Consider the following 17,200-nt stretch of genomic DNA (forward strand, 5'->3'; position numbering starts at 1 on the left):
CAACGGAAACAACCGGAACAACGAGGAATCCATGTCACGTTCGGTATTCATCACCGGGGGAAATCGCGGTATCGGCCTGGCCATCGCCCGGGCCATGGCGGCCGACGGTGACCGGGTCGCCGTCGGATATCGCTCCGGAGAGCCGCCGGAGGGTCTGTTCGGCGTCCGGTGCGAGGTGACCGACCCGGCGTCGGTGGACGCCGCGTACGAAACCGTCGAGGCCGAACAGGGCCCGGTCGAAGTGCTGGTGGCAAACGCCGGAATAACCCGCGACACACTGCTGCTGCGCATGAGCGACGAGGCATTCGACGACGTACTGGAGACCAATCTGAAGGGGGTGTTCCGGACGGTGCGAAAGGCCGCGAGCGGCATGCTCGCCGCCCGCCGCGGCCGCATTGTGCTGCTGTCGTCCGCACTGGGCTTCCTGGGTTCTCCCGGGCAGACCAATTACGCGGCGACGAAGACCGCGATGGTCGGCTTCGCCCGTTCCCTCGCCTGGGAGTTGGGCTCCCGCGGCGTCACGATCAACCTCGTCGCCCCCGGGATCATCGACACCGCCATGACCCAGGAACTCAGCGACCGCCGCATGCGGGACGTGATGCGGATGACGTCGCTGAACCGCCCCGGCACCCCCGAGGAAGTCGCCGCGGCCGTACGGTTCCTGGCCGGCGAGTCCGCGGGCTACATCACCGGTGCGGTGCTCCCCGTCGGCGGCGGCATCGGCATGGGCATCTGAACGGCCGGCCCGGCCCCTCTCTCTGGAGCGAATCCTTGACACGCGATCACGCGACCGGCGCCGCCGGTCCGATCTCCACGGCCGAACGACCGGCCCCCGCGGCGTCCCCGACGACCGGCCCCGACACCGCCGCCGCCCCGCCGCGCCGGCTCACCCTCGCCGTCTGCTGCTTCGGCACCCTGCTGGTGCTGATGAACTACACGGCACCCATGTCCACCCTCTCGGCCACCGCCGCCGACCTCGGCGCGGGCCTGTCCGGCCAGACCTGGATGCTCAGCAGCGTCATGCTGGGCATCGCCGCGCTGCTGCTGATCACCGGCGGCCTGGGCGACGCGCACGGCCAGCGGCGGGTCTTCTTCTACGGCGCCCTGCTGCTGGCGGCGAGCACCGTGGTGTGCGCCACGGCCGGCGACAACGGGGTGTTCGTCGGCGCCCGTATCGTCCAGGGCATCGGCAGCGCCGCCATCATGACGGCCAGCCTCGGCATCATCGGCTACGCCTTCCCGGCCGGGCCCAAGCGGGTGCGGGCCACCGGCATGTGGGGCGCCATGGTCGGCGGCGGGATCACCCTGGGCCCGGCGATCTCCGCGGCGCTGGCGATGGTGGACGACTGGCGGCTGGGCTACTGGGCGTTCGCGGTGGGCGCGGTGCTGCTGGCGATCGCGGTCCGCACCCTCGTCGACGAGTACCGCGGCGACCGGCCCGAGCGCACCGACTGGGCCGGTGCGGTGCTGCTCGGCGTCGCGGTGACCGCCCTGCTGGCCGCGCTGGTCCAGGGCCGCAGCGGCTGGCTGGCCCCCGAGGCGCTGGTGCTCTTCGTGGTGGCGGTGGTGCTCGCGGTGGCCTTCGTGATCGTCGAACTGCGCTCCGCCGCGCCGATGGTCGACCTCCGCCTGTTCCGCGACCCGGACTTCAACGCGGCCACCCTGGGCTCGCTGTTCACCGGGCTGTCCATCCTGGGCGTGCTGAGCTATCTGCCCACGGTGATGCAGAAGTCGATGGGCATGACCGCCCTGGCCGGCGGCGCCATGCTCGGCATCTGGGCCGGCACCTCCTTCGTGGTGTCGCTGCTGACCCGCCGGCTCTCCGACCGGGTGCGGGGCTGGCACCGGCTGGTGATCGGGATGGGCCTGAGCATCGTCGGCGACGTGGCGATCCTCGGCATCGCCCCGGACGCCCACTGGGCGCGCTTCGTCCCCGGCCTGGTGGTCAGCGGCGTCGGCAGCGGACTGCTCAACGCGGGCCTGGCCCGTATGGCGGTGGAGAGCGTCCCCGCCCACCGTGCGGGGATGGGCGCCGGCGCCAACAACACTGCCCGCTATGTGGGCGCGGCGATCGGCGTCGCCCTGACCGTGGTGGCCTCCACCTCCGTCATGCCCTCCGGCGACGCCGCGGTGGACGCCGGCGCGGGGATGGACCGCGCCCTCGTGGTCTGCGCCGGACTGTCCGCGCTGGGAGCGCTATGCATCGCCCTCACCCGGATCGGCAAGCGGGCCCGCACGGACGCGTGACGGGCGCGACGGCGCATACCGCGACGACGCACGACGGCGCCGTACAGCGATTCCGTACGGCGGCGGCGTGCAACCCGAAGGAGCCGAGCAGGGGTCCTGTCCGTGGAGGGTGGGGCCCCGCCGCTTTCCTGCCCCCTTCGACACAGCCGCGTGTCCCGTATGGAACACCGCGATGGCACCGGCGGCACCCCTTCGCATAGCGTGTGACCTCCGTGCACCATTCATGCACCAGTCACCGCGCATGACCGCGCACGACGGAAGAGCCGCCGCGAGGCCGAGGGGGAGAGCCGCACATGACGGGCTTCGGCGTCCTGGGACCGCTGGAACTGCACACCGCACACGGCGTACGGACCCTGCGCGGGCCGAAACTGCGGAAGGTCCTCGCCCTACTGCTGTCCCGGGCCGGCCACTTCGTCCCGATCGACCTGTTGATGGACGAACTGTGGGCGGGCCGACGACCCGACAGCGCCGTGATGACCGTTCGCACCCACGTCTACCACCTGCGCAAACAGCTGGCCGCCGAGGAATTCGCGGGAATGGCGCAGCAACCGGTCATCGAGAGCCGGCCGAACGGCTATCTGCTGCGCCTTTCCGACGGTGCCCTGGATTCCGCCGTCTTCGCCCAGCAGGCCCGGCTCGGGGGCGAACTCCTGCACCAGGGCCGGGTGGCGGAGGCTGCGGACGCGCTGCGCGCGGCCCTGGCGCTGTGGCGCGGGCCGGCGCTCGAAGGCGTGGCGTGCGGGCCGGTCCTGGACGGCTATGTGGCCCGCCTCGAAGAACAGCGTCAGCGCGCCCTGGAAAAGCGCCTGGAGGCGGACGCCCAGCTTGGCCGGCACCGCGAAATCATCTGTGAGCTGCGCACGTTGGTGGCCGCGAACCCGTTCAACGAATGGCTGCACACCCGCCTGATCGACGCGCTGCGGTGTTCCGGCCGGCGCGCCGAGGCGCTCGGCGCGTACCAGAAGCTGTGCGCCCTGCTCGAAAGCGAACTGGGCCTGGAACCCTCGATGGAAGTGCGCCGCATCCGGTGCCAGATCCTCGGCCGGGCCGCCTGACGGCCCCGCGCGCATTCCCGCCGACATCCCACCGCGCGCATTCCACGCCCGAATCCCTGGCCGGCACGTGATCGAGGAACTCCTGCCCCCGCCCGTCGCCTCCGCCGAACACTTCGGCGACGCGCCCCTCGGCGAACTCTTCCCCGAAGAGGCCGCGTCGGTCGCCTCGACGGTGGCGGCCCGGCGCGCCAAATTCCGCACCGTACGCAGCTGCGCCCGCACCGCGCTGGCGCAGCTGGGCATTCCCGCCGTACCGATACCGCGGGGGCCGCGCGGCGAGCCGATCTGGCCGGACGGCATCGTCTTCCTGCTGCGCTCCTCGACGGCGTTCCTGCTGGCGGGGTCGGTGGCCCCGGTCCGCCCGGCCGCGTTCGCCTGCGGCGCGGCCGCCTGGACCTGCGCGACGACCTACGTCTACCTCGTCAACGGCGTGCACGACGCGCCCGAGGACCGGCTGAACGCCAACGGCCGCCCGATCTCCGGCGGTCGCCTCGCCCCGGAGCGGGCCAGGGCGATCGCCTGGGTGCTGGCGCTCCTCGCCCTGCTGCTGGCGGCGCTCGGCCCGGTGCCCCTGCTCACCCCGCTCGTCGCCGCCCAGCTGCTGTGCGGATACGCCTACTCGGCGCCGCGATCGCCCTGAAGCGCCGCACCGCCACCGCCGTGCCGTGCATCCTGGCGCTGGGCGGACTGACCTTCGCCGCGGGCTGGCTCTGTGCCGGCGCCGACCGCCGCGACGCCTTGCCGGTGCTGGTCCTCGGCACCGTGCTGACGCTGTGGATGGGCGCGGTCGGCGCCCCGGTGAAGGACCTGTCCGACCTGCGCGGCGACGCCGCGGCCGGCCGGCGCACCGCGCTCATCCGGGGCTGCGCCCGGCGGGCCCGGCTGATCTGCGCGATCAATCCCCTCGTGCTGGGCGCGGCCTACACCGCGGTCGCCGCGACGGCCACCCCGGTCCTGCTCCCCTCCGCGCTGCTCCTCCTGGGCGGCGCGCTGGCGATCGCGGTGCTGACCGCCACCACGTCCTCCAGCGAGCCCCGCGGCCGCAGCCGCCTGCCCTACCGGGCCTTCATGGTCACCCAGTACGCCGCCTGCGCCGCGGCCCTCTGCGCCGCCCTGACCCGGTGACTCCCCGGTAGGCCCGCCCTTCGTGCGGGGCTGCGCCCGGCGGGCCCCGCACGGATGGGGGCCTCCGGGCGCAGCCGCCGCGGGACGTCGCTGACCTGCGAAAAGGATGGGGGAGAGGAGTCGCGGGGGAGCGCCGGCGGGAGCCCCCGCGTGGCGGCGGTGCCGGGATGGGGGCAGGGTCGGTAGGCAGGGCGGATCCGGAGCCCTAGGGGGCGTACCTGACGCAGACGGCACGGTCTGCGCGAGTGACCTGGAGGCTCCGCATGCTTCGGAGAACGGTGCGGATCCGGCAGCCGTTGCGGGGCGCGTCCGGTGCCCTCGCGTTCGTCATCACGGCGACCATGGCGTCGTCCGCGCTGGCCTCCGGCCCGGACGAGCGGCAGCAGCTGGCCACCCGGGGCGGGACGCTGGTGAGCCTCCGGGTGGGGCAGCGCGAACCGTTCGTGATCGCGCACCGGGGCGCGTCCCGGTACGCACCGGAGAACACCCTCGCGGCGATCGACGCGGCGCACAGCCGGGGGCTGGTGTGGGTCGAGAACGATGTGCAGCGCACCAAGGACGGCCGGCTGATCGTGATGCACGACGACACGCTCAACCGGACCACCGACGCCGCGCGGGTGTTCCCGCACCGGGCGCCGTGGCGGGTGCGGGACTTCACCGCGGCGGAGATCGCGCGGCTGGATGCCGGGAGCTGGTTCGGGAAACGGTTCGCCGGTGAGCGGGTGCCCACGCTCGCCGACTATCTGCACAGGCTGGACCGCAATCAGCAGGGGCTGCTGCTGGAGCTGAAGCAGCCCGAGCTGTATCCGGGAGTCGAGGCGCAGGCCCTCCGCGAACTGCGGGAGCTGGGCTGGCTGGATCGTGCGCACCTCCGTAACCGGCTGGTGATCCAAAGCTTCTGCGTGCGCTGTGTGAAGCGGGTGCACAAGCTGATGCCGCAGGTGCGGACGGGGATTCTGGGGCGGCCCCCGATCAGCAAACTGCGGCGCTATGCGCGCTTCGCCGATCAGATCAATCCGCGGATGTCCGAGGTCGGTTCGCGGTGGACCCGGGCCGTGCACCGGCTGAGCGGGCCGCACGGCCGGCCGCTGGAGATCTACGCGTGGGGCGTCGGCGCGGAGGCGAGCGTGCGGGCCGTACGGGCACAGGGCGTAGAAGGCGTTATCGACTGATCACCCGTTCCGTGCGGGATGCGCGGCGGGCCCGGCGCGGACCCGCGACGTGCGGAAGGGGCCGCGGGACGTTCCCGAACGTGCTGAGTTGTTCTGGAGCGGGTGGGTTTTTCGTGTCTGCCGGAGTTGCGACCGCTCGTCCGCCCTCTACGGGTGTAGTCTCCCGCCCACGTTTTGCGGCGATTCGCCCGGCTGCGGTGAGGGTGTGAACCCGGTGGGCGATCCCGCCCGGGCGGGATTTACGGGATTCCATCGGCGCGGCTAAGGTGCCAGGGATGTTCGACGCCACACTCCCCGTAAACCAACTAAGACGCTGGATCCGGCCTGTGGGTTCCGTTGTGGAGCCGGTTGATTCGGTGCGTCCGGATCCTCCCGCAGGCGCGTTCCGGGAGGGCCGTTGACGAACGAGTTTCCGGCGTACGGCCAGCGGCGGGTGCCACTGCCCGCGCCGCGGCAGATGCCGCAGGACCCGCTGCACACGGCGGGTGCGGCCGGGCGGGTGGACGGGGCACGTGTGTCGACGGCCACGATCCCCCCGGTCCCGCCCCCCGGGCCGGTGGCGGGCGAGGGCGGAAGTGGGAGCAGACGGCACGCCAAGGGGCGCGCCGGCCGGGCGCACGCCAGCACCGGCCGGGCGGCGCGCGGCGGTGCGCGGAGCGCGGCCCGCGACGCGTTCTTCGACAACGCCAAGTACCTGGCGATCGTGTTGGTGGCGATGGGCCACTCCTGGGAGCCGCTGCGCTCCGGCAGCCGGTCGGCGGCGGCGCTCTACCTCACCGTCTACGCCTTCCACATGCCGGCCTTCATCATCATCTCCGGCTATTTCTCGCGCAGTTTCGACATGCGCAAGGACCGGCTGCAGCGGCTGATCACCGGGGTCGCCGTCCCCTACGTCCTCTTCGAGGTCGCCTACACCTTCTTCAAGCGCTGGGCGGACGACGATCCGGGCTACCCGATCACCCTCCTGCAGCCCTGGTACCTGACGTGGTTCCTGGTCGCCCTCTTCATCTGGCGGCTGACCACCCCGCTGTGGAAGATCGTGCGCTGGCCGCTGCCGCTCGCGCTGACGATCGCGGTCCTGGCCTCCTGCTCGCCGGAGATCGGCGACGATCTCAACCTCCAACGCGTGCTGCAGTTCCTGCCGTTCTTCGTGCTGGGGCTCGCCCTGCGGCCCGAGCACTTCCCGCTCCTGCGCAGCCGGTCGGTGCGGCTCGCCGCGCTGCCGGTCGTCGCCGGCGCGCTGGTCTTCGCCTACTGGGCCGCGCCGCGGATGAACGCCGCGTGGTTCTACCACCGCGACAGCGCCCAGGAGCTGGGCGCCCCCTGGTGGAGCGGGCCGGTGATGACGCTGGCGATGTTCGGCTGCTCCCTGGTGCTGGTGGCCTGCTTCTTCGCCTGGGTGCCGAGCCGCCGGATGTGGTTCACGGCGCTGGGCGCGGGCACCCTCTACGGCTATCTGCTGCACGGCTTCCTCGCCAAGGGGTCGCGCTTCTGGCACTGGTACGACAACGCCTGGCTGCACACGCCGTGGGGTCTGGTGCTGCTGACCCTGCTCGCGGGCACCCTCGTCACCCTGCTGTGCACGCCACCGGTGCAGCGGATCTTCCGGTTCGCCGTGGAGCCCAGGATGGCCTGGGCGTTCAGGCCCGATCCGGTGGGGACGGCGCACGGGCGCAGGTGAGCGGCGTCGTACCGTCGGCCGATCCGTTGCGGTGCCGCCGTCTCATAGGCTCCGTTGCGGCTTCCCCGAGAGGGGGACGCCACGACGAAGGGGGAGACACCATGACCGGATCCACCTGGGGCGGCGACCGGCTCGACCTGGACGCCTACCTGGCGCGCATCGGCTACCAGGGCGACCGCCGGCCGACCCTGGAGACGCTGCGCGCACTGCACGCCGCGCACAGCGACTCCCTCGGCTTCGAGAACATCGAGATCGTGCTGGGCCGCCCGATCCTGCTCGACCTGGAGGCGCTCCAGGCCAAGATGGTCCGGCAGCGGCGCGGCGGCTACTGCTACGAGCAGAACCTCCTCTACGCCGCCGCCCTGGAGCGCCTCGGCTTCCGCGTCCGCGGGCTCGGCGCCCGGATCCGGATGGGCGAGGACAAGGTGCGCCCGGTCACCCACGCCCTGTTGAAGGTGGAGCTGGACGGCACGGACTGGATCACCGACGTCGGCTTCGGCGGCGAGGCGCTGCTCGCCCCGATCCCGCTGCGGGACGGCGTCGAGGAACGGCAGGGCGCCTGGACCTTCGGCGTGGTCCACGAGAAGGAGACCGAGGCGTGGGTGCTGCGCTCGCGCCATGCGGACGGGTGGTTCGACCTCTACGCCTTCGGCACCGAGCGGTGCTTCCCGGTCGACTACACCATCTTCAACCACTACATATCGACCCACCCGCGGTCGCCGTTCACCGGCCGGATCGTGGTGCAGAAGCCCGGGCCCGAACTGCGCAGCACGCTGGTCGGCCGGGAACTGGTCCGCACCCGGCCGGACTGGTCGCGCGAGGTGCGCGAGGTCGCCCCGGAGGAGATCCCGGGCCTGCTGGACACCGAGTTCGGGATCACGCTCTCCGCGGCGGACGCCGAGGCGCTGGTGGCGACGTACCGGCAGTGAGCGGGGCGGGCTACCGCACCACCGCGATGCCCTCGATCTCGACCAGGGCGGCCTCGTCCCACAGGCGGCCGGCGCCGATCACGGCCATGGCCGGGAAGTCGCTGCCGACCAGCCGCTTCCACACCCGGCCGAGCTCCTTGGCGTGACGGCGGTAGTCGACGACGTCGACCGCGAAGACGGTCAGCTTGGCCAGGTCGGCAGGGGCCGCCCCGGCGGCGGCCGCCGCCTCCAGGAGGTTGCCCAGCGCCCGCTCGAACTGCTCGACGATGCCGTTCCCGACGATCCGGCCCGCGCCGTCGAGCGCGGTCTGCCCGGCGAGGAAGACCAGGGTGCCGGGGGCGGTGACGCGCACGGCGTGGCTGAAGCCGGTCGGCGGCGCGAGGTGGGGCGGGTTGATGCGCTCCAGGCCGTCGCCGCTGTCGTCGTTGCTGCCGCTCATCCCCGCCGACTCCCCTCCGTCGCCAACTCGTAACGCACTCCCAGGGATTGAAGCGCCTCCTGCTCCTCCTGGGGAAGGTGCTCATCGGAGATGACGAGATCGAAGTCGGCCAGCGGCGCCAGCTCGTACAGCGCCTGACGGCCGAACTTGGAGTGGTCCACGAGCAGCACCTTGCGCCGGGCTGCGGCCATCAGCGCGCGCTTGACCAGGACGTTCTCCTGCGCCTGGTGGTAGCAGTGACCGTTGTCGACCGCGGAGGTGGACAGGAAGGCGATGTCCGCGCGGAAGCTGCGGGCGATGTCGGCGGTGGACATGCCGAGGAAGGCGTTGAACGCCGCGTGGTACTCGCCGCCCAGCGCGATCACCCGGATATCGGGCTCCTCCGCCAGCTCGTTGATGACCTGGAGGGAGTTGGTGATCACGGTGAACGCGCCGCGCGAGGCGAGCGAACGGGCCAGCGGCAGCGCCGTACTGGAGTCGTCGATGATCAGGGCCTGGCCCGGCTCGGCCAGGGCCAGCGCGGCCTCGCAGATGGCCTCCTTCGCCGCCACCTGCTCGTTGCCCCGCCAGCGCGCCGTGGACTCGAACAGCGCGCTGGGGGCTGCCGTGGCGCCGCCGCGCACCTTGCGCAGCCAGCCCTGGTGCTCAAGGGTGTCCAGATCGCGATGGACCGTCATCTGGCTGACGCCGAGCTCCTGGACCAGTTCCTCGATGGTCACCTGCCCCTCGGCCAGCACCCGGTCGCTGATCCGCTTGCGGCGGTCCTTGGGGCTCAGCTTGGTGACCGGCGCCTGGCTGGCGTCCGGGGCGTCGGCTGCCCCTTCGGTGTCGGTCAACGCTGATCCCTTCGCGGCTCGGACGGCCGGCGTTCGCCTGCCGGCGGTCCCCTAGCCGGCGAGTTTAGGACGTGACGGGGGAGCGGCCGGCGCCCGTCCGGCGCGCCGAGGCCCGACGCGCCCTGGCGCCGGGGGCGGACACCGACCCTAGAACGTCCCGTGCAGCGCCGCCCGCAAGTGCCCCTTCCAGTGGGCCGTCATCTCCCGTGCCAGCCGGGTGCCGGGGGCGCTGGACTCGAAGCCGTGCCAGGCACCGGGCACCTGGTGGACCGTCACGCCCACCCCCGCGTCCATCAGACGCCGGGCGTACGCCAGGGCCGGTTCGCGCAGCGCGTCGAGGCCGCAGACCAGGATGTACGCCGGCGGCAGGCCCGACAGGTCGGTGGCGCGGCCCGGCGAGGCGTACGCGTCCGGCGCGGTCCGCCGCTCCGCCGCGAACGCGCCCTCCGGGAGGTAGTGCCGCCACGCCAGCCGGACCATGCGCAGGATGTGCAGGCGCAGCTGCGGCCCGGCGTCCCCGCCCGGCCCGTCGGCGTCCGCCGGGATCGGCTCGTCGGCGATCCGGTCGTCCACGTCAGGGACGCACATCGACTGGTAGGCGATCGCCGGGCCGCCGCGGTCCCGGGCGATCAGCGCGACCGCCGCGGCGAGTCCGCCGCCCGCCGACGTGCCGTGGACGGCGATCCGCTGCGGATCGATGCCCAGGTCGGCGGCGTGCGAGGCCGTCCACTCCAGGGCGCGGTAGCAGTCCTCCACACCGGCCGGATAGCGGTGCTCGGGCGCCAGCCGGTACTCGACGGCGATCGCGACGGTGCGCAGTTCGCGGCAGAGCGCGAGCGCGGTCCGGTCCTGCCCGGGGAGGGAGCGGCCGACGGCGAAGCCACCGCCGTGGAGGTTCAGCACGGCGGGCAGCGGCCCGGTGGGCGCGGGGCCCGCCGCGGGCTCCGGGTGGTAGACCTCGACGACCAGCGCGCTGCCGTCCGGCCGCGGGATGTCGTGGCGCTCGCTGCGCACGCCCGAGCGGTCGGCGGGGTGCGCGGCCAGCATCGCGTCGAACCGCGCACGGGTGGCCACGATGTCCTCGTACGGGTCGGAGAAGGACCCCAACGGGCCGACATACGGCAGGAGTTCGGGGTGGACCGCTAAGCCGGGCGGGACGGGCATCGGCTGCCTCTTCTCTGCTCGTGCGGCGGGACGCCGCGGGACCTCACGGGCGGTCAACGATGGAACGGCGGGCACTCGGCGCGCCAGGGGAGTTCCGGCACATCGCGGTGCGCGGCGCGCTCACTTCGCGTCCCCGTAGCACTCCGCCACCGCCGTGGTGAACGGGAACCGCACCGGGGTGGGGCCGAAGGCGATCCGCCCCGCGGTGGCCGCCGCCGCCGTGATGGCCTCGGCGACCGTTGCGGCCTCGTCCGCCGGGCAGTGCACGATCACCTCGTCGTGCTGGAAGAAGACCAGCTCGGCGCGGAGCCCGCCGCGGGCCAGCGCATGGCGCAGGGCGGCCAGCACCAGCAGGGCCCAGTCGGCGGCGCTGCCCTGCACCACGAAGTTGCGGGTGAAGCGGCCGCGGGCGCGGGCCGCCGAACTGCTGCCGTAGCCGCCGGACTGCTCCTCCTCCTGGGGCAGGCCCGCCTCGTCGGGCGCCGCCATCGAGGCGGGCGGGCAGGTGCGGCCCATCCAGGTGCGCACCAGGCGGCCCTCCTCACCCGCCCGGGCCGCGTCGTCGACGTACGCCACCGCGGCCGGATAGCGCCGGCGCAGGTCGGCCATGTGCTTGAGGGCGTCGCCCGACGTCTGCCCGTAAATGGCGCCCAGCAGGGCGAGTTTGGCCTGGTCGCGGTCGCCGCCGAAGGCGCGGGCCGCCAGATCCGCGTAGAGGTCCTCGCCGGTGCCGGCCACCTCCATCAGGCCCCGGTCGCGGGAGACCGCGGCCAGCACCCGCGGCTCCATCTGGTCGACGTCGGCGACCACCAGCCGCCACCCCGGATCGGCGCGCACCGCCTGCCGGATCACCTTGGGGATCTGCAGGGCGCCGCCGCCGTTGGTCGTCCACCGGCCGGAGACTGTGCCGCCGGGCAGGTACTCGGGGCGGAACCGGCCCTCGTGCACCCACTGCTGGAGCCAGGACCAGCCGTGGGCGGTGTGCAGGCGGTACAGCGACTTGTACGCCAGCAGCGGCGCCACCGCGGGGTGGTCGATCTGCTGGAGCTCCCACTTGCGGGTCGAGGAGAGGACGATGCCGGCGCGGGCGAAGGCCCTGATGATGTCGTGGGGCAGGTCGGGGCGGACCCGCGCGCCCTCCCCGAAGGCCCGCGACACCTCGTCGGCCAGCTCCGCCATCCGCCGCGGCTCCAGCCCGCCCGGAAAGCGCTCGCCCAGCAGGCCGTCCAGCACCTCGCGGTGCACGTCCGCGCGCCAGGGGATCCCCGTCCGCGACATCTCCGCGGCGACCAGCATGCCCGCCGACTCCGACGCCAACAGCAGCCGCATCCGGTCCGGATGCTCGGCCCGCGCGGCACGGGCCACCTGGTGGGCGTAGATCTCCAGCAGCGCGGTGAGCTCGTCGGTGCCGGGCGGCAGCGGCACCGGCCCCGGCTCGAACAGGGAGGGCTGGGTCTCGGCGGCGCGCACCGGCGCGTCCGCCGGTACCGGCAGGCCGTGCAGCCGTGCCCAGGCGGCGGCCAGCGAGCGCGGCTGACCGGACTGGCCCTCCTCGTGGCCGATCAGCAGCGCCTCCGCGGCCTCGACGTCGTAGCAGCGCTCGACCCGCACTCCGGCGTCCAGCAGCCGCCGGTAGATCTCCGCCGTGGACCGCCACACCCACCGCTCGACCTCGGGGCGCGACCGCACCGCCTCGACGAGCGAGGGCTCCGACACCACCGGTCCGGCCGGCCGGCCGTCCGGAGCAAGCGGGCAGAGACGAGCACCCCCGTCGCCCGTCTCCGCCATCGCCCATCTCATGGCCCCGAGTCTTGCACCAGGGTCTGACAACGGCCCCGACCGGCACTCCCGGCACCCCTGCACCCCTGCACCCCTGCACCGAGCCACTGCCGCGCCCGCCCGTCCCCGCGCCGTCCCCTCCCCGAACGCCCACACCCCGGCCACCCGCCCCGTGTGGAGCGCCGCCGCTCGCCCGCCGAGGCGCGACCCGACGACGGGGCCCGCGCCGGAACGACGCAGCGCCGCAGGGCCGCCGAGCCGCGCCATCCTTGGGGGCCTATGGCGTAACTCCCGCCTACCATCACCCATTTGGCCCCACTACTTTTCCCGGCTTTGTTGCGTTGAACTTCTTGTCGCTCCAGGCGGCGCGCACAGAAATCCTGAATGCAGCTCAGTGAAGAGGTACGCCGTGAAGTTTGTCTCCAAGGCCGTCGTCCTGTCCGCCGCCGCGGGCATCGCCGTGGTGGGCGGGGCCGGAATCGCCAGCGCCTCCGGGCACGGTGGTGCCCACGCCGCGGGTAAGGCGGTGGGTTCGCCCGGTGTGCTCTCCGGAAATCTTATCCAGGTGCCGATCCACGTCCCGATCAACGTGTGCGGCAACACCGCCAGCCTGGTCGGGGTGCTCAACCCGGCCTTCGGAAACATCTGCGTCAACGACTGATCCCCGTAAGGCGATTGAGGCCCGTCCCGCTCGGGGCGGGCCTTTCGTATGCGTAATTACCCGGCCGGGCAAGGGAGTTGCACAGCAACGTGCCGCCCTGCCGCGACGGACCGACGTCTCGGCAGGTGGGTGCGGTGATATGTGTCTATGGTTCCGCGGCATCCGAGTGAATCCGCGAAACCGCATTCTGGGAAGTGAGTTGACCAGTGCGCTCCGGATACGGGCACTCCGCTCCCAGAAGGGTAAACAGTGATCAAGAAGGTCCTGGCCACGACGGCAGTAGCCGCTTCCCTGGTCGGCGTCTCGGCGACGGTGGCCCCCCAGGCGATGGCGGGCGGCAAGCACCGCGGCGCCGCCACGGTCAACGGAAACCGCGCCGTTTCCGCGTTCGGCAACTCCACCACGCACGGCAGGATGAGCCCGCAGCTGGAACTCGTCCAGGGTTCGCTGAACAAGCCCTGCATCGGCCTGCCGCTCAAGGGGAACTTCGGCTCGCTGTTCGGGATCTTCCCGGTCACGGTGCAGGACATCAACGTCCTGTCGTCGCCGCAGAACCAGCAGTGCACCGAGAACTCCACCCAGGCCAAGGGCGACGAGGCGCTGTCGCACATCCTGGACGACATCCCGATCGTCTCCGGCAACGGCGTCCGGAACCGCATCCGCTGAGTCGGCAGTCGGCCCGCGGGCCCGGAGCTCCTGATTCCCCGGTCGGCGGGAATTTCTATTCGGCGGGCGCACCGTCCGCTCGAATGACGGTGTTTTTTTGCGGTTTTTATGTGCGGGTATATTCAGAATTGCCTGTGCCATTCGGGCGATTCCTCCGAAAACTTCCCCATGGGAGTTTCGCCGACCCGGACAAATCGTTACCAATATCGACAGCGGAGTTACGGGCGGCCAGATCCGCGCCCGTGCGACACGATGGTCGTGTGCGCTACGGATCCCGCTGCGGGAAGGGCTGAAAGTGAAGTACGCAAAGGTTGCAGCCGTCACTGCCGGCACGCTGATGGCAGTGGGCGCTGCTGCGCCGGCTTTCGCCGACGCACATGCCGGTGGTGTTGCCAAGCGCTCCCCGGGTGTTCTCTCCGGAAACGTCATCCAGGTGCCGATCCACGTGCCGATCAACGTGTGCGGCAACACCGTTGACATCATCGGGATCCTCAACCCGGCGTTCGGCAACCGCTGCATCAACCGCTGACTGCAGAAATCCGAGCCGTGTCGTGGTAACCGGCCCCGGCCCGCCGTCGCCGCGTGTCGGGGCCGGTGGTTTTCGACGGCATTACGGCGGCGTGCCGGGCGGCCTGGAATCTTTCGGGTGGCGTACCTGAAGAATCGGAACTGCACGGTTTCTCCGGGCGATGGCACTCGTTAGGCACGGGAAAGCGGTGATCCGAGCAGCGAAGCGATTGCTCGCGCGGCAGCGATGTCGCGATTCCATCGAGCACCGCACCAGAAGGGACAGTGGGAAGTGAAGTACGCGAAGTCTGCCGCGGCTGTTGCCGGCTCCGTCATGGCGCTGGGTGCGGCGGTGCCCGCTTTCGCTGCCGAATCCGGTGCGCCGAACCCGACCTCGCCCTCCATGAGCCTCAACGGCGGGCTGATGGACCTGCTGAACGGCAGTGGCCAATTGGACAGTCGCCAGATCAAGCCGCTGGTCGACACGGTCCGGGGTGCGGAAAAGACGGCCAAGCATCCCAGGCAGCTCCTCGGTGGTGCCACGGGGGCCACCAAGGACGTTCCGCTGCTGGGCGGATTGCCGCTCGCCAAGTGACGGGCCGGCGAACCGGATTTCACTGTTCCGCGGGATTGCCCGGGGAATCGGCAGTGGCCGTGTGAAGCCTCAGCCGCCGGATCAGGCAGCTAGGCGCCGATCGGATTCGACGGTCGGCGGGCTGATCCGGATGGTGGAGCACGGTCGCGGAATTCCGGCTGGGGTACCCGATCGGCAGGACGGATCGGCGTATCCAGCTCATTGCGCGCTAATGAGCACAACCGAATGCGCCCTTGCGAGTGGGCCGGATCGCTCGGCTCAAGGGCATCCCGAAACACGAAGGACCAACAATGATCAAAAAGACGCTGGCAACCGCAGCCGCGGCTGCGTCCATTGTCGGGGTGGCCGCAGCCGCCGCTCCCCACGCGATGGCCGCGGGCAACCGGCACGGGACGTCGACCGTCAACGGCAACGGCGCGAAGCAGTTCTTCGGCAACTCGACGACGTACGGCTACATGAGCCCGCAGATCGGCCTGATCCAGGGCTCGCTGAACAAGCCCTGCGTCGGTCTGCCGGCCAAGCTGAACCTCGGCTCGCTGGTCGGTGGCATCCCGGTCACGGTGCAGGACATCAACGTCCTGTCGTCGCCGCAGAACCAGCAGTGCACCGAGAACTCCACCCAGGCCAAGGGTGACGAGCCGCTGTCGCACATCCTGGACGACATCCCGATCCTCTCCGGGAACGGCAAGCACAACCGTCGCTGATCGGGCCGAGGAGCAACCGGGCCGCCCAGATCTCCCGAGTCTGGGCGGCCCGGATTTTTCATTTTTATCGCCCGACCGGTCCGGGAATTGTTATTTGCTCGTGACCCTATGTGGTGCGGTCGACTCGTTGGGAATGGCGTGTGGAGGGATGCATGCCAATGCCCTCGCGAGATGATGGGGCTGCCAGGGCATTGGCGTGCCGGTGGAAATGCGGCGTAGTACCCGGGAAATACCCTCGTGGTTTTGTGGGCCCGATGGTCTGCAGTAGGTCTTTTCGGGATAATGATTGCCATCTATTTGGGTGATGGCGCGGAACTCGGGCGCCCGTGGTCGGTTGTTTGAAACAGGGCTCCCGTGCCGGGAGTTCCTTCTCCTGAAGGGTTTAGCGCGATGAAGAAAATGATGGCGGCCGCGACGATCGCGGCATCGCTCGTCGGAATCTCGGCCGCGGCGGCTCCAGAGGCCCTGGCGGACGGCAACCGCCACGGCACCAGCACCGTCAACGGCAACGGCGCCAAGTCGGTGTACGGCAACTCCCGGACGCACGGGAAGCTCAGCACCCAGCTCGGACTGGTCCAGGGCAGCCTGAACGACCTGTGCATCGGTCTGCCGGCCAAGGGGAACTTCGGCTCGCTGGTCGGGTTCATCCCGGTCACGGTGCAGGACATCAACGTGCTGTCGTCGCCGCAGAACCAGCAGTGCACCGAGAACTCCACCCAGGCCAAGGGCGACGAGGCGCTGTCCCACCTCGTGGACGACATCCCGATCTTCTCGGGCAACGGCGTGGGCAACGGTGCCAAGCACTACGGCAAGCACCACGACAAGCACCACGGCAAGCGTCGCTGACGGCCTCGGCTTCGGCCGGGCCACCGTTTGTGACACCGGGCGGTCGGCGGGCGTGTGCGCCGCCGGCCGCCCGGTCGTGTGTGCACCACGGGGGTGCGGGCGGGGCGCCCGTACGTGAGCTGCGGAGTGAGGAGAGGGGAAATGCGACAGGGCCTGAGGATGTGCCTGCTCGTTGCGGCGGCGTCGGGGGTGCTGGGGGCGGGTGCCGGGCCGGTGTTCGCGGATGCCGGTGCGCAGGGCGGCGTCGCGGACGCGCCGGGCGTGCTGTCCGGGAACGCGGTCCGGATGGAGGTGAACGCGCCGGCCGATGTGTGCGGCAACTCGGTGCTCGTGGTGGGGCTGTTGAGCCCGGCAAAGGGGAACCGGTGCGGGACCGGCGCGGCGCCCGGGCCGGTGCTGCGGCAGGCGCCGGCGGGCGGGCCGCGGCCGGCGGGGCACCGGGGGCGACCGGTGCGGCGGTCGGTGCCGCGCGGTGACCACGACCGCCGGGTGGGTGCGGTGGCGCGGGCCGGGAAGTCGGCGGGGGAGGCGCTGCTGGCGTCCACCGGGACGGAGCGGCTGGGGCTGGTGGCCGGAGCCGGTGGCGGGCTGCTGGCCGCCGGGGCGGTGCTGCTGCGCCGGGCCCGTAGGCGCCGGGGCTGAGCCGGGCGGCGTCCGAGGGGCTCGGCGGCCGGCCGAGCGGGTGCGGCGGGCCGCTCGACCGGGGCCGCCCGGTCGGGGCGGCGCCCGGGGCGCCGGACGTCCCGACCGCGGCCGTCGTACCGCTGGTGTCGGGCGGCGCTGCGGCTGGAAGT

At 71.9% G+C, this 17,200-nt stretch carries 19 protein-coding genes; 15 read left to right on the forward strand and 4 right to left on the reverse strand.

Annotated elements, in window-relative coordinates:
* The first annotated feature begins 31 nt into the window (after positions 1-31).
* The 8 genes from JNO44_RS24175 to JNO44_RS24210 all read left to right on the forward strand — a co-directional run bounded on the left by JNO44_RS24175 (position 32) and on the right by JNO44_RS24210 (position 8,209).
* Positions 32-736 carry an SDR family oxidoreductase gene (locus JNO44_RS24175; RefSeq protein ID WP_205366061.1) on the forward strand — a complete coding sequence of 235 codons (705 nt, stop codon included), beginning with the start codon at positions 32-34 and terminating at the stop codon, positions 734-736.
* A gap of 35 nt (positions 737-771) precedes the next feature.
* Positions 772-2,247 carry an MFS transporter gene (locus tag JNO44_RS24180; protein ID WP_205366062.1) on the forward strand — a complete coding sequence of 492 codons (1,476 nt, stop codon included), beginning with the start codon at positions 772-774 and terminating at the stop codon, positions 2,245-2,247.
* Between the two features lie 293 nt (positions 2,248-2,540).
* The gene (locus JNO44_RS24185; RefSeq protein ID WP_205366063.1) at positions 2,541-3,302 is read left to right on the forward strand and encodes an AfsR/SARP family transcriptional regulator; all 762 of its coding nucleotides are present in this window, start codon (positions 2,541-2,543) and stop codon (positions 3,300-3,302) included.
* Positions 3,303-3,369: 67 nt separating this feature from the next.
* The gene (locus tag JNO44_RS44520; protein WP_275695768.1) at positions 3,370-3,942 is read left to right on the forward strand and encodes a UbiA family prenyltransferase; all 573 of its coding nucleotides are present in this window, start codon (positions 3,370-3,372) and stop codon (positions 3,940-3,942) included.
* Positions 3,906-4,427 (forward strand): UbiA family prenyltransferase, encoded by a 522-nt coding sequence (locus tag JNO44_RS24195; protein ID WP_205366064.1) that lies wholly within the window; start codon positions 3,906-3,908, stop codon positions 4,425-4,427. Before JNO44_RS44520 ends, JNO44_RS24195 begins: the two co-directional genes overlap by 37 nt.
* A 263-nt stretch (positions 4,428-4,690) precedes the next feature.
* Positions 4,691-5,599, forward strand: a complete 909-nt coding sequence (locus JNO44_RS24200) for a glycerophosphodiester phosphodiesterase (RefSeq protein WP_205366065.1) — start codon at positions 4,691-4,693, stop codon at positions 5,597-5,599.
* Positions 5,600-5,996: 397 nt separating this feature from the next.
* On the forward strand, positions 5,997-7,280 hold the full coding sequence (locus tag JNO44_RS24205) for an acyltransferase family protein (RefSeq protein ID WP_240167649.1): 1,284 nt from the start codon (positions 5,997-5,999) through the stop codon (positions 7,278-7,280).
* Positions 7,281-7,381: 101 nt separating this feature from the next.
* The gene (locus JNO44_RS24210; RefSeq protein WP_205366066.1) at positions 7,382-8,209 is read left to right on the forward strand and encodes an arylamine N-acetyltransferase family protein; all 828 of its coding nucleotides are present in this window, start codon (positions 7,382-7,384) and stop codon (positions 8,207-8,209) included.
* Positions 8,210-8,219: 10 nt separating this feature from the next.
* Here JNO44_RS24210 and JNO44_RS24215 read toward each other — a convergent pair whose 3' ends face one another.
* The 4 genes from JNO44_RS24215 to JNO44_RS24230 all read right to left on the reverse strand — a co-directional run bounded on the left by JNO44_RS24215 (position 8,220) and on the right by JNO44_RS24230 (position 12,448).
* Positions 8,220-8,648 carry a RidA family protein gene (locus tag JNO44_RS24215; RefSeq protein ID WP_205366067.1) on the reverse strand — a complete coding sequence of 143 codons (429 nt, stop codon included), beginning with the start codon at positions 8,646-8,648 and terminating at the stop codon, positions 8,220-8,222.
* Positions 8,645-9,484: a DeoR/GlpR family DNA-binding transcription regulator gene (locus JNO44_RS24220; protein WP_205366068.1), complete on the reverse strand. Its 840-nt coding sequence runs from the start codon at positions 9,482-9,484 to the stop codon at positions 8,645-8,647. The genes JNO44_RS24215 and JNO44_RS24220 overlap by 4 nt, the downstream gene beginning before the upstream one ends.
* Before the next feature lie 147 nt (positions 9,485-9,631).
* Complete coding sequence (locus JNO44_RS24225; protein WP_205366069.1) at positions 9,632-10,648, reverse strand: alpha/beta hydrolase; 1,017 nt, start codon at positions 10,646-10,648, stop codon at positions 9,632-9,634.
* A gap of 120 nt (positions 10,649-10,768) precedes the next feature.
* Entirely contained in the window at positions 10,769-12,448 is a 1,680-nt protein-coding gene (locus JNO44_RS24230) for a bifunctional 3'-5' exonuclease/DNA polymerase (protein ID WP_205366070.1), read from the reverse strand.
* Between the two features lie 388 nt (positions 12,449-12,836).
* On the opposite strand from JNO44_RS24230, the gene JNO44_RS24235 reads away from it, so the two are divergent.
* From JNO44_RS24235 to JNO44_RS43665, 7 genes are all read left to right on the forward strand, one after another.
* Positions 12,837-13,088 (forward strand): chaplin, encoded by a 252-nt coding sequence (locus JNO44_RS24235; RefSeq protein ID WP_205366071.1) that lies wholly within the window; start codon positions 12,837-12,839, stop codon positions 13,086-13,088.
* A gap of 249 nt (positions 13,089-13,337) precedes the next feature.
* The gene (locus tag JNO44_RS24240) at positions 13,338-13,754 is read left to right on the forward strand and encodes a rodlin (protein WP_205366072.1); all 417 of its coding nucleotides are present in this window, start codon (positions 13,338-13,340) and stop codon (positions 13,752-13,754) included.
* A gap of 295 nt (positions 13,755-14,049) precedes the next feature.
* Positions 14,050-14,283, forward strand: coding sequence for a chaplin (locus JNO44_RS24245; protein WP_205366073.1), 234 nt, complete (start codon positions 14,050-14,052; stop codon positions 14,281-14,283).
* Positions 14,284-14,553: 270 nt separating this feature from the next.
* Entirely contained in the window at positions 14,554-14,856 is a 303-nt protein-coding gene (locus JNO44_RS24250) for a hypothetical protein (protein ID WP_205366074.1), read from the forward strand.
* Positions 14,857-15,146: 290 nt separating this feature from the next.
* Positions 15,147-15,560, forward strand: a complete 414-nt coding sequence (locus JNO44_RS24255; protein ID WP_205366075.1) for a rodlin — start codon at positions 15,147-15,149, stop codon at positions 15,558-15,560.
* 390 nt (positions 15,561-15,950) lie between these two features.
* Positions 15,951-16,406, forward strand: coding sequence for a rodlin (locus JNO44_RS24260; protein WP_205366076.1), 456 nt, complete (start codon positions 15,951-15,953; stop codon positions 16,404-16,406).
* A 141-nt stretch (positions 16,407-16,547) separates the two neighbouring features.
* Complete coding sequence (locus JNO44_RS43665) at positions 16,548-17,048, forward strand: chaplin (RefSeq protein ID WP_235093987.1); 501 nt, start codon at positions 16,548-16,550, stop codon at positions 17,046-17,048.
* Positions 17,049-17,200 lie beyond the last annotated feature (152 nt).

It is taken from the genome of Streptomyces noursei (assembly GCF_016917755.1).
Classification (GTDB): domain Bacteria; phylum Actinomycetota; class Actinomycetes; order Streptomycetales; family Streptomycetaceae; genus Streptomyces; species Streptomyces yunnanensis.

Coding starts and splice junctions, on each gene's coding strand:
- JNO44_RS24175 (WP_205366061.1), top strand. CDS start 32: ATGTCACGTTCGGTATTCATCACCGGGGGAAATCGCGGTATCGGCCTG.
- JNO44_RS24185 (WP_205366063.1), top strand. CDS start 2,541: ATGACGGGCTTCGGCGTCCTGGGACCGCTGGAACTGCACACCGCACAC.
- JNO44_RS24200 (WP_205366065.1), top strand. CDS start 4,691: ATGCTTCGGAGAACGGTGCGGATCCGGCAGCCGTTGCGGGGCGCGTCC.
- JNO44_RS24210 (WP_205366066.1), top strand. CDS start 7,382: ATGACCGGATCCACCTGGGGCGGCGACCGGCTCGACCTGGACGCCTAC.
- JNO44_RS24215 (WP_205366067.1), bottom strand. CDS start 8,648: ATGAGCGGCAGCAACGACGACAGCGGCGACGGCCTGGAGCGCATCAAC.
- JNO44_RS24225 (WP_205366069.1), bottom strand. CDS start 10,648: ATGCCCGTCCCGCCCGGCTTAGCGGTCCACCCCGAACTCCTGCCGTAT.
- JNO44_RS24230 (WP_205366070.1), bottom strand. CDS start 12,448: ATGAGATGGGCGATGGCGGAGACGGGCGACGGGGGTGCTCGTCTCTGC.
- JNO44_RS24255 (WP_205366075.1), top strand. CDS start 15,147: ATGATCAAAAAGACGCTGGCAACCGCAGCCGCGGCTGCGTCCATTGTC.
- JNO44_RS24260 (WP_205366076.1), top strand. CDS start 15,951: ATGAAGAAAATGATGGCGGCCGCGACGATCGCGGCATCGCTCGTCGGA.
- JNO44_RS43665 (WP_235093987.1), top strand. CDS start 16,548: ATGCGACAGGGCCTGAGGATGTGCCTGCTCGTTGCGGCGGCGTCGGGG.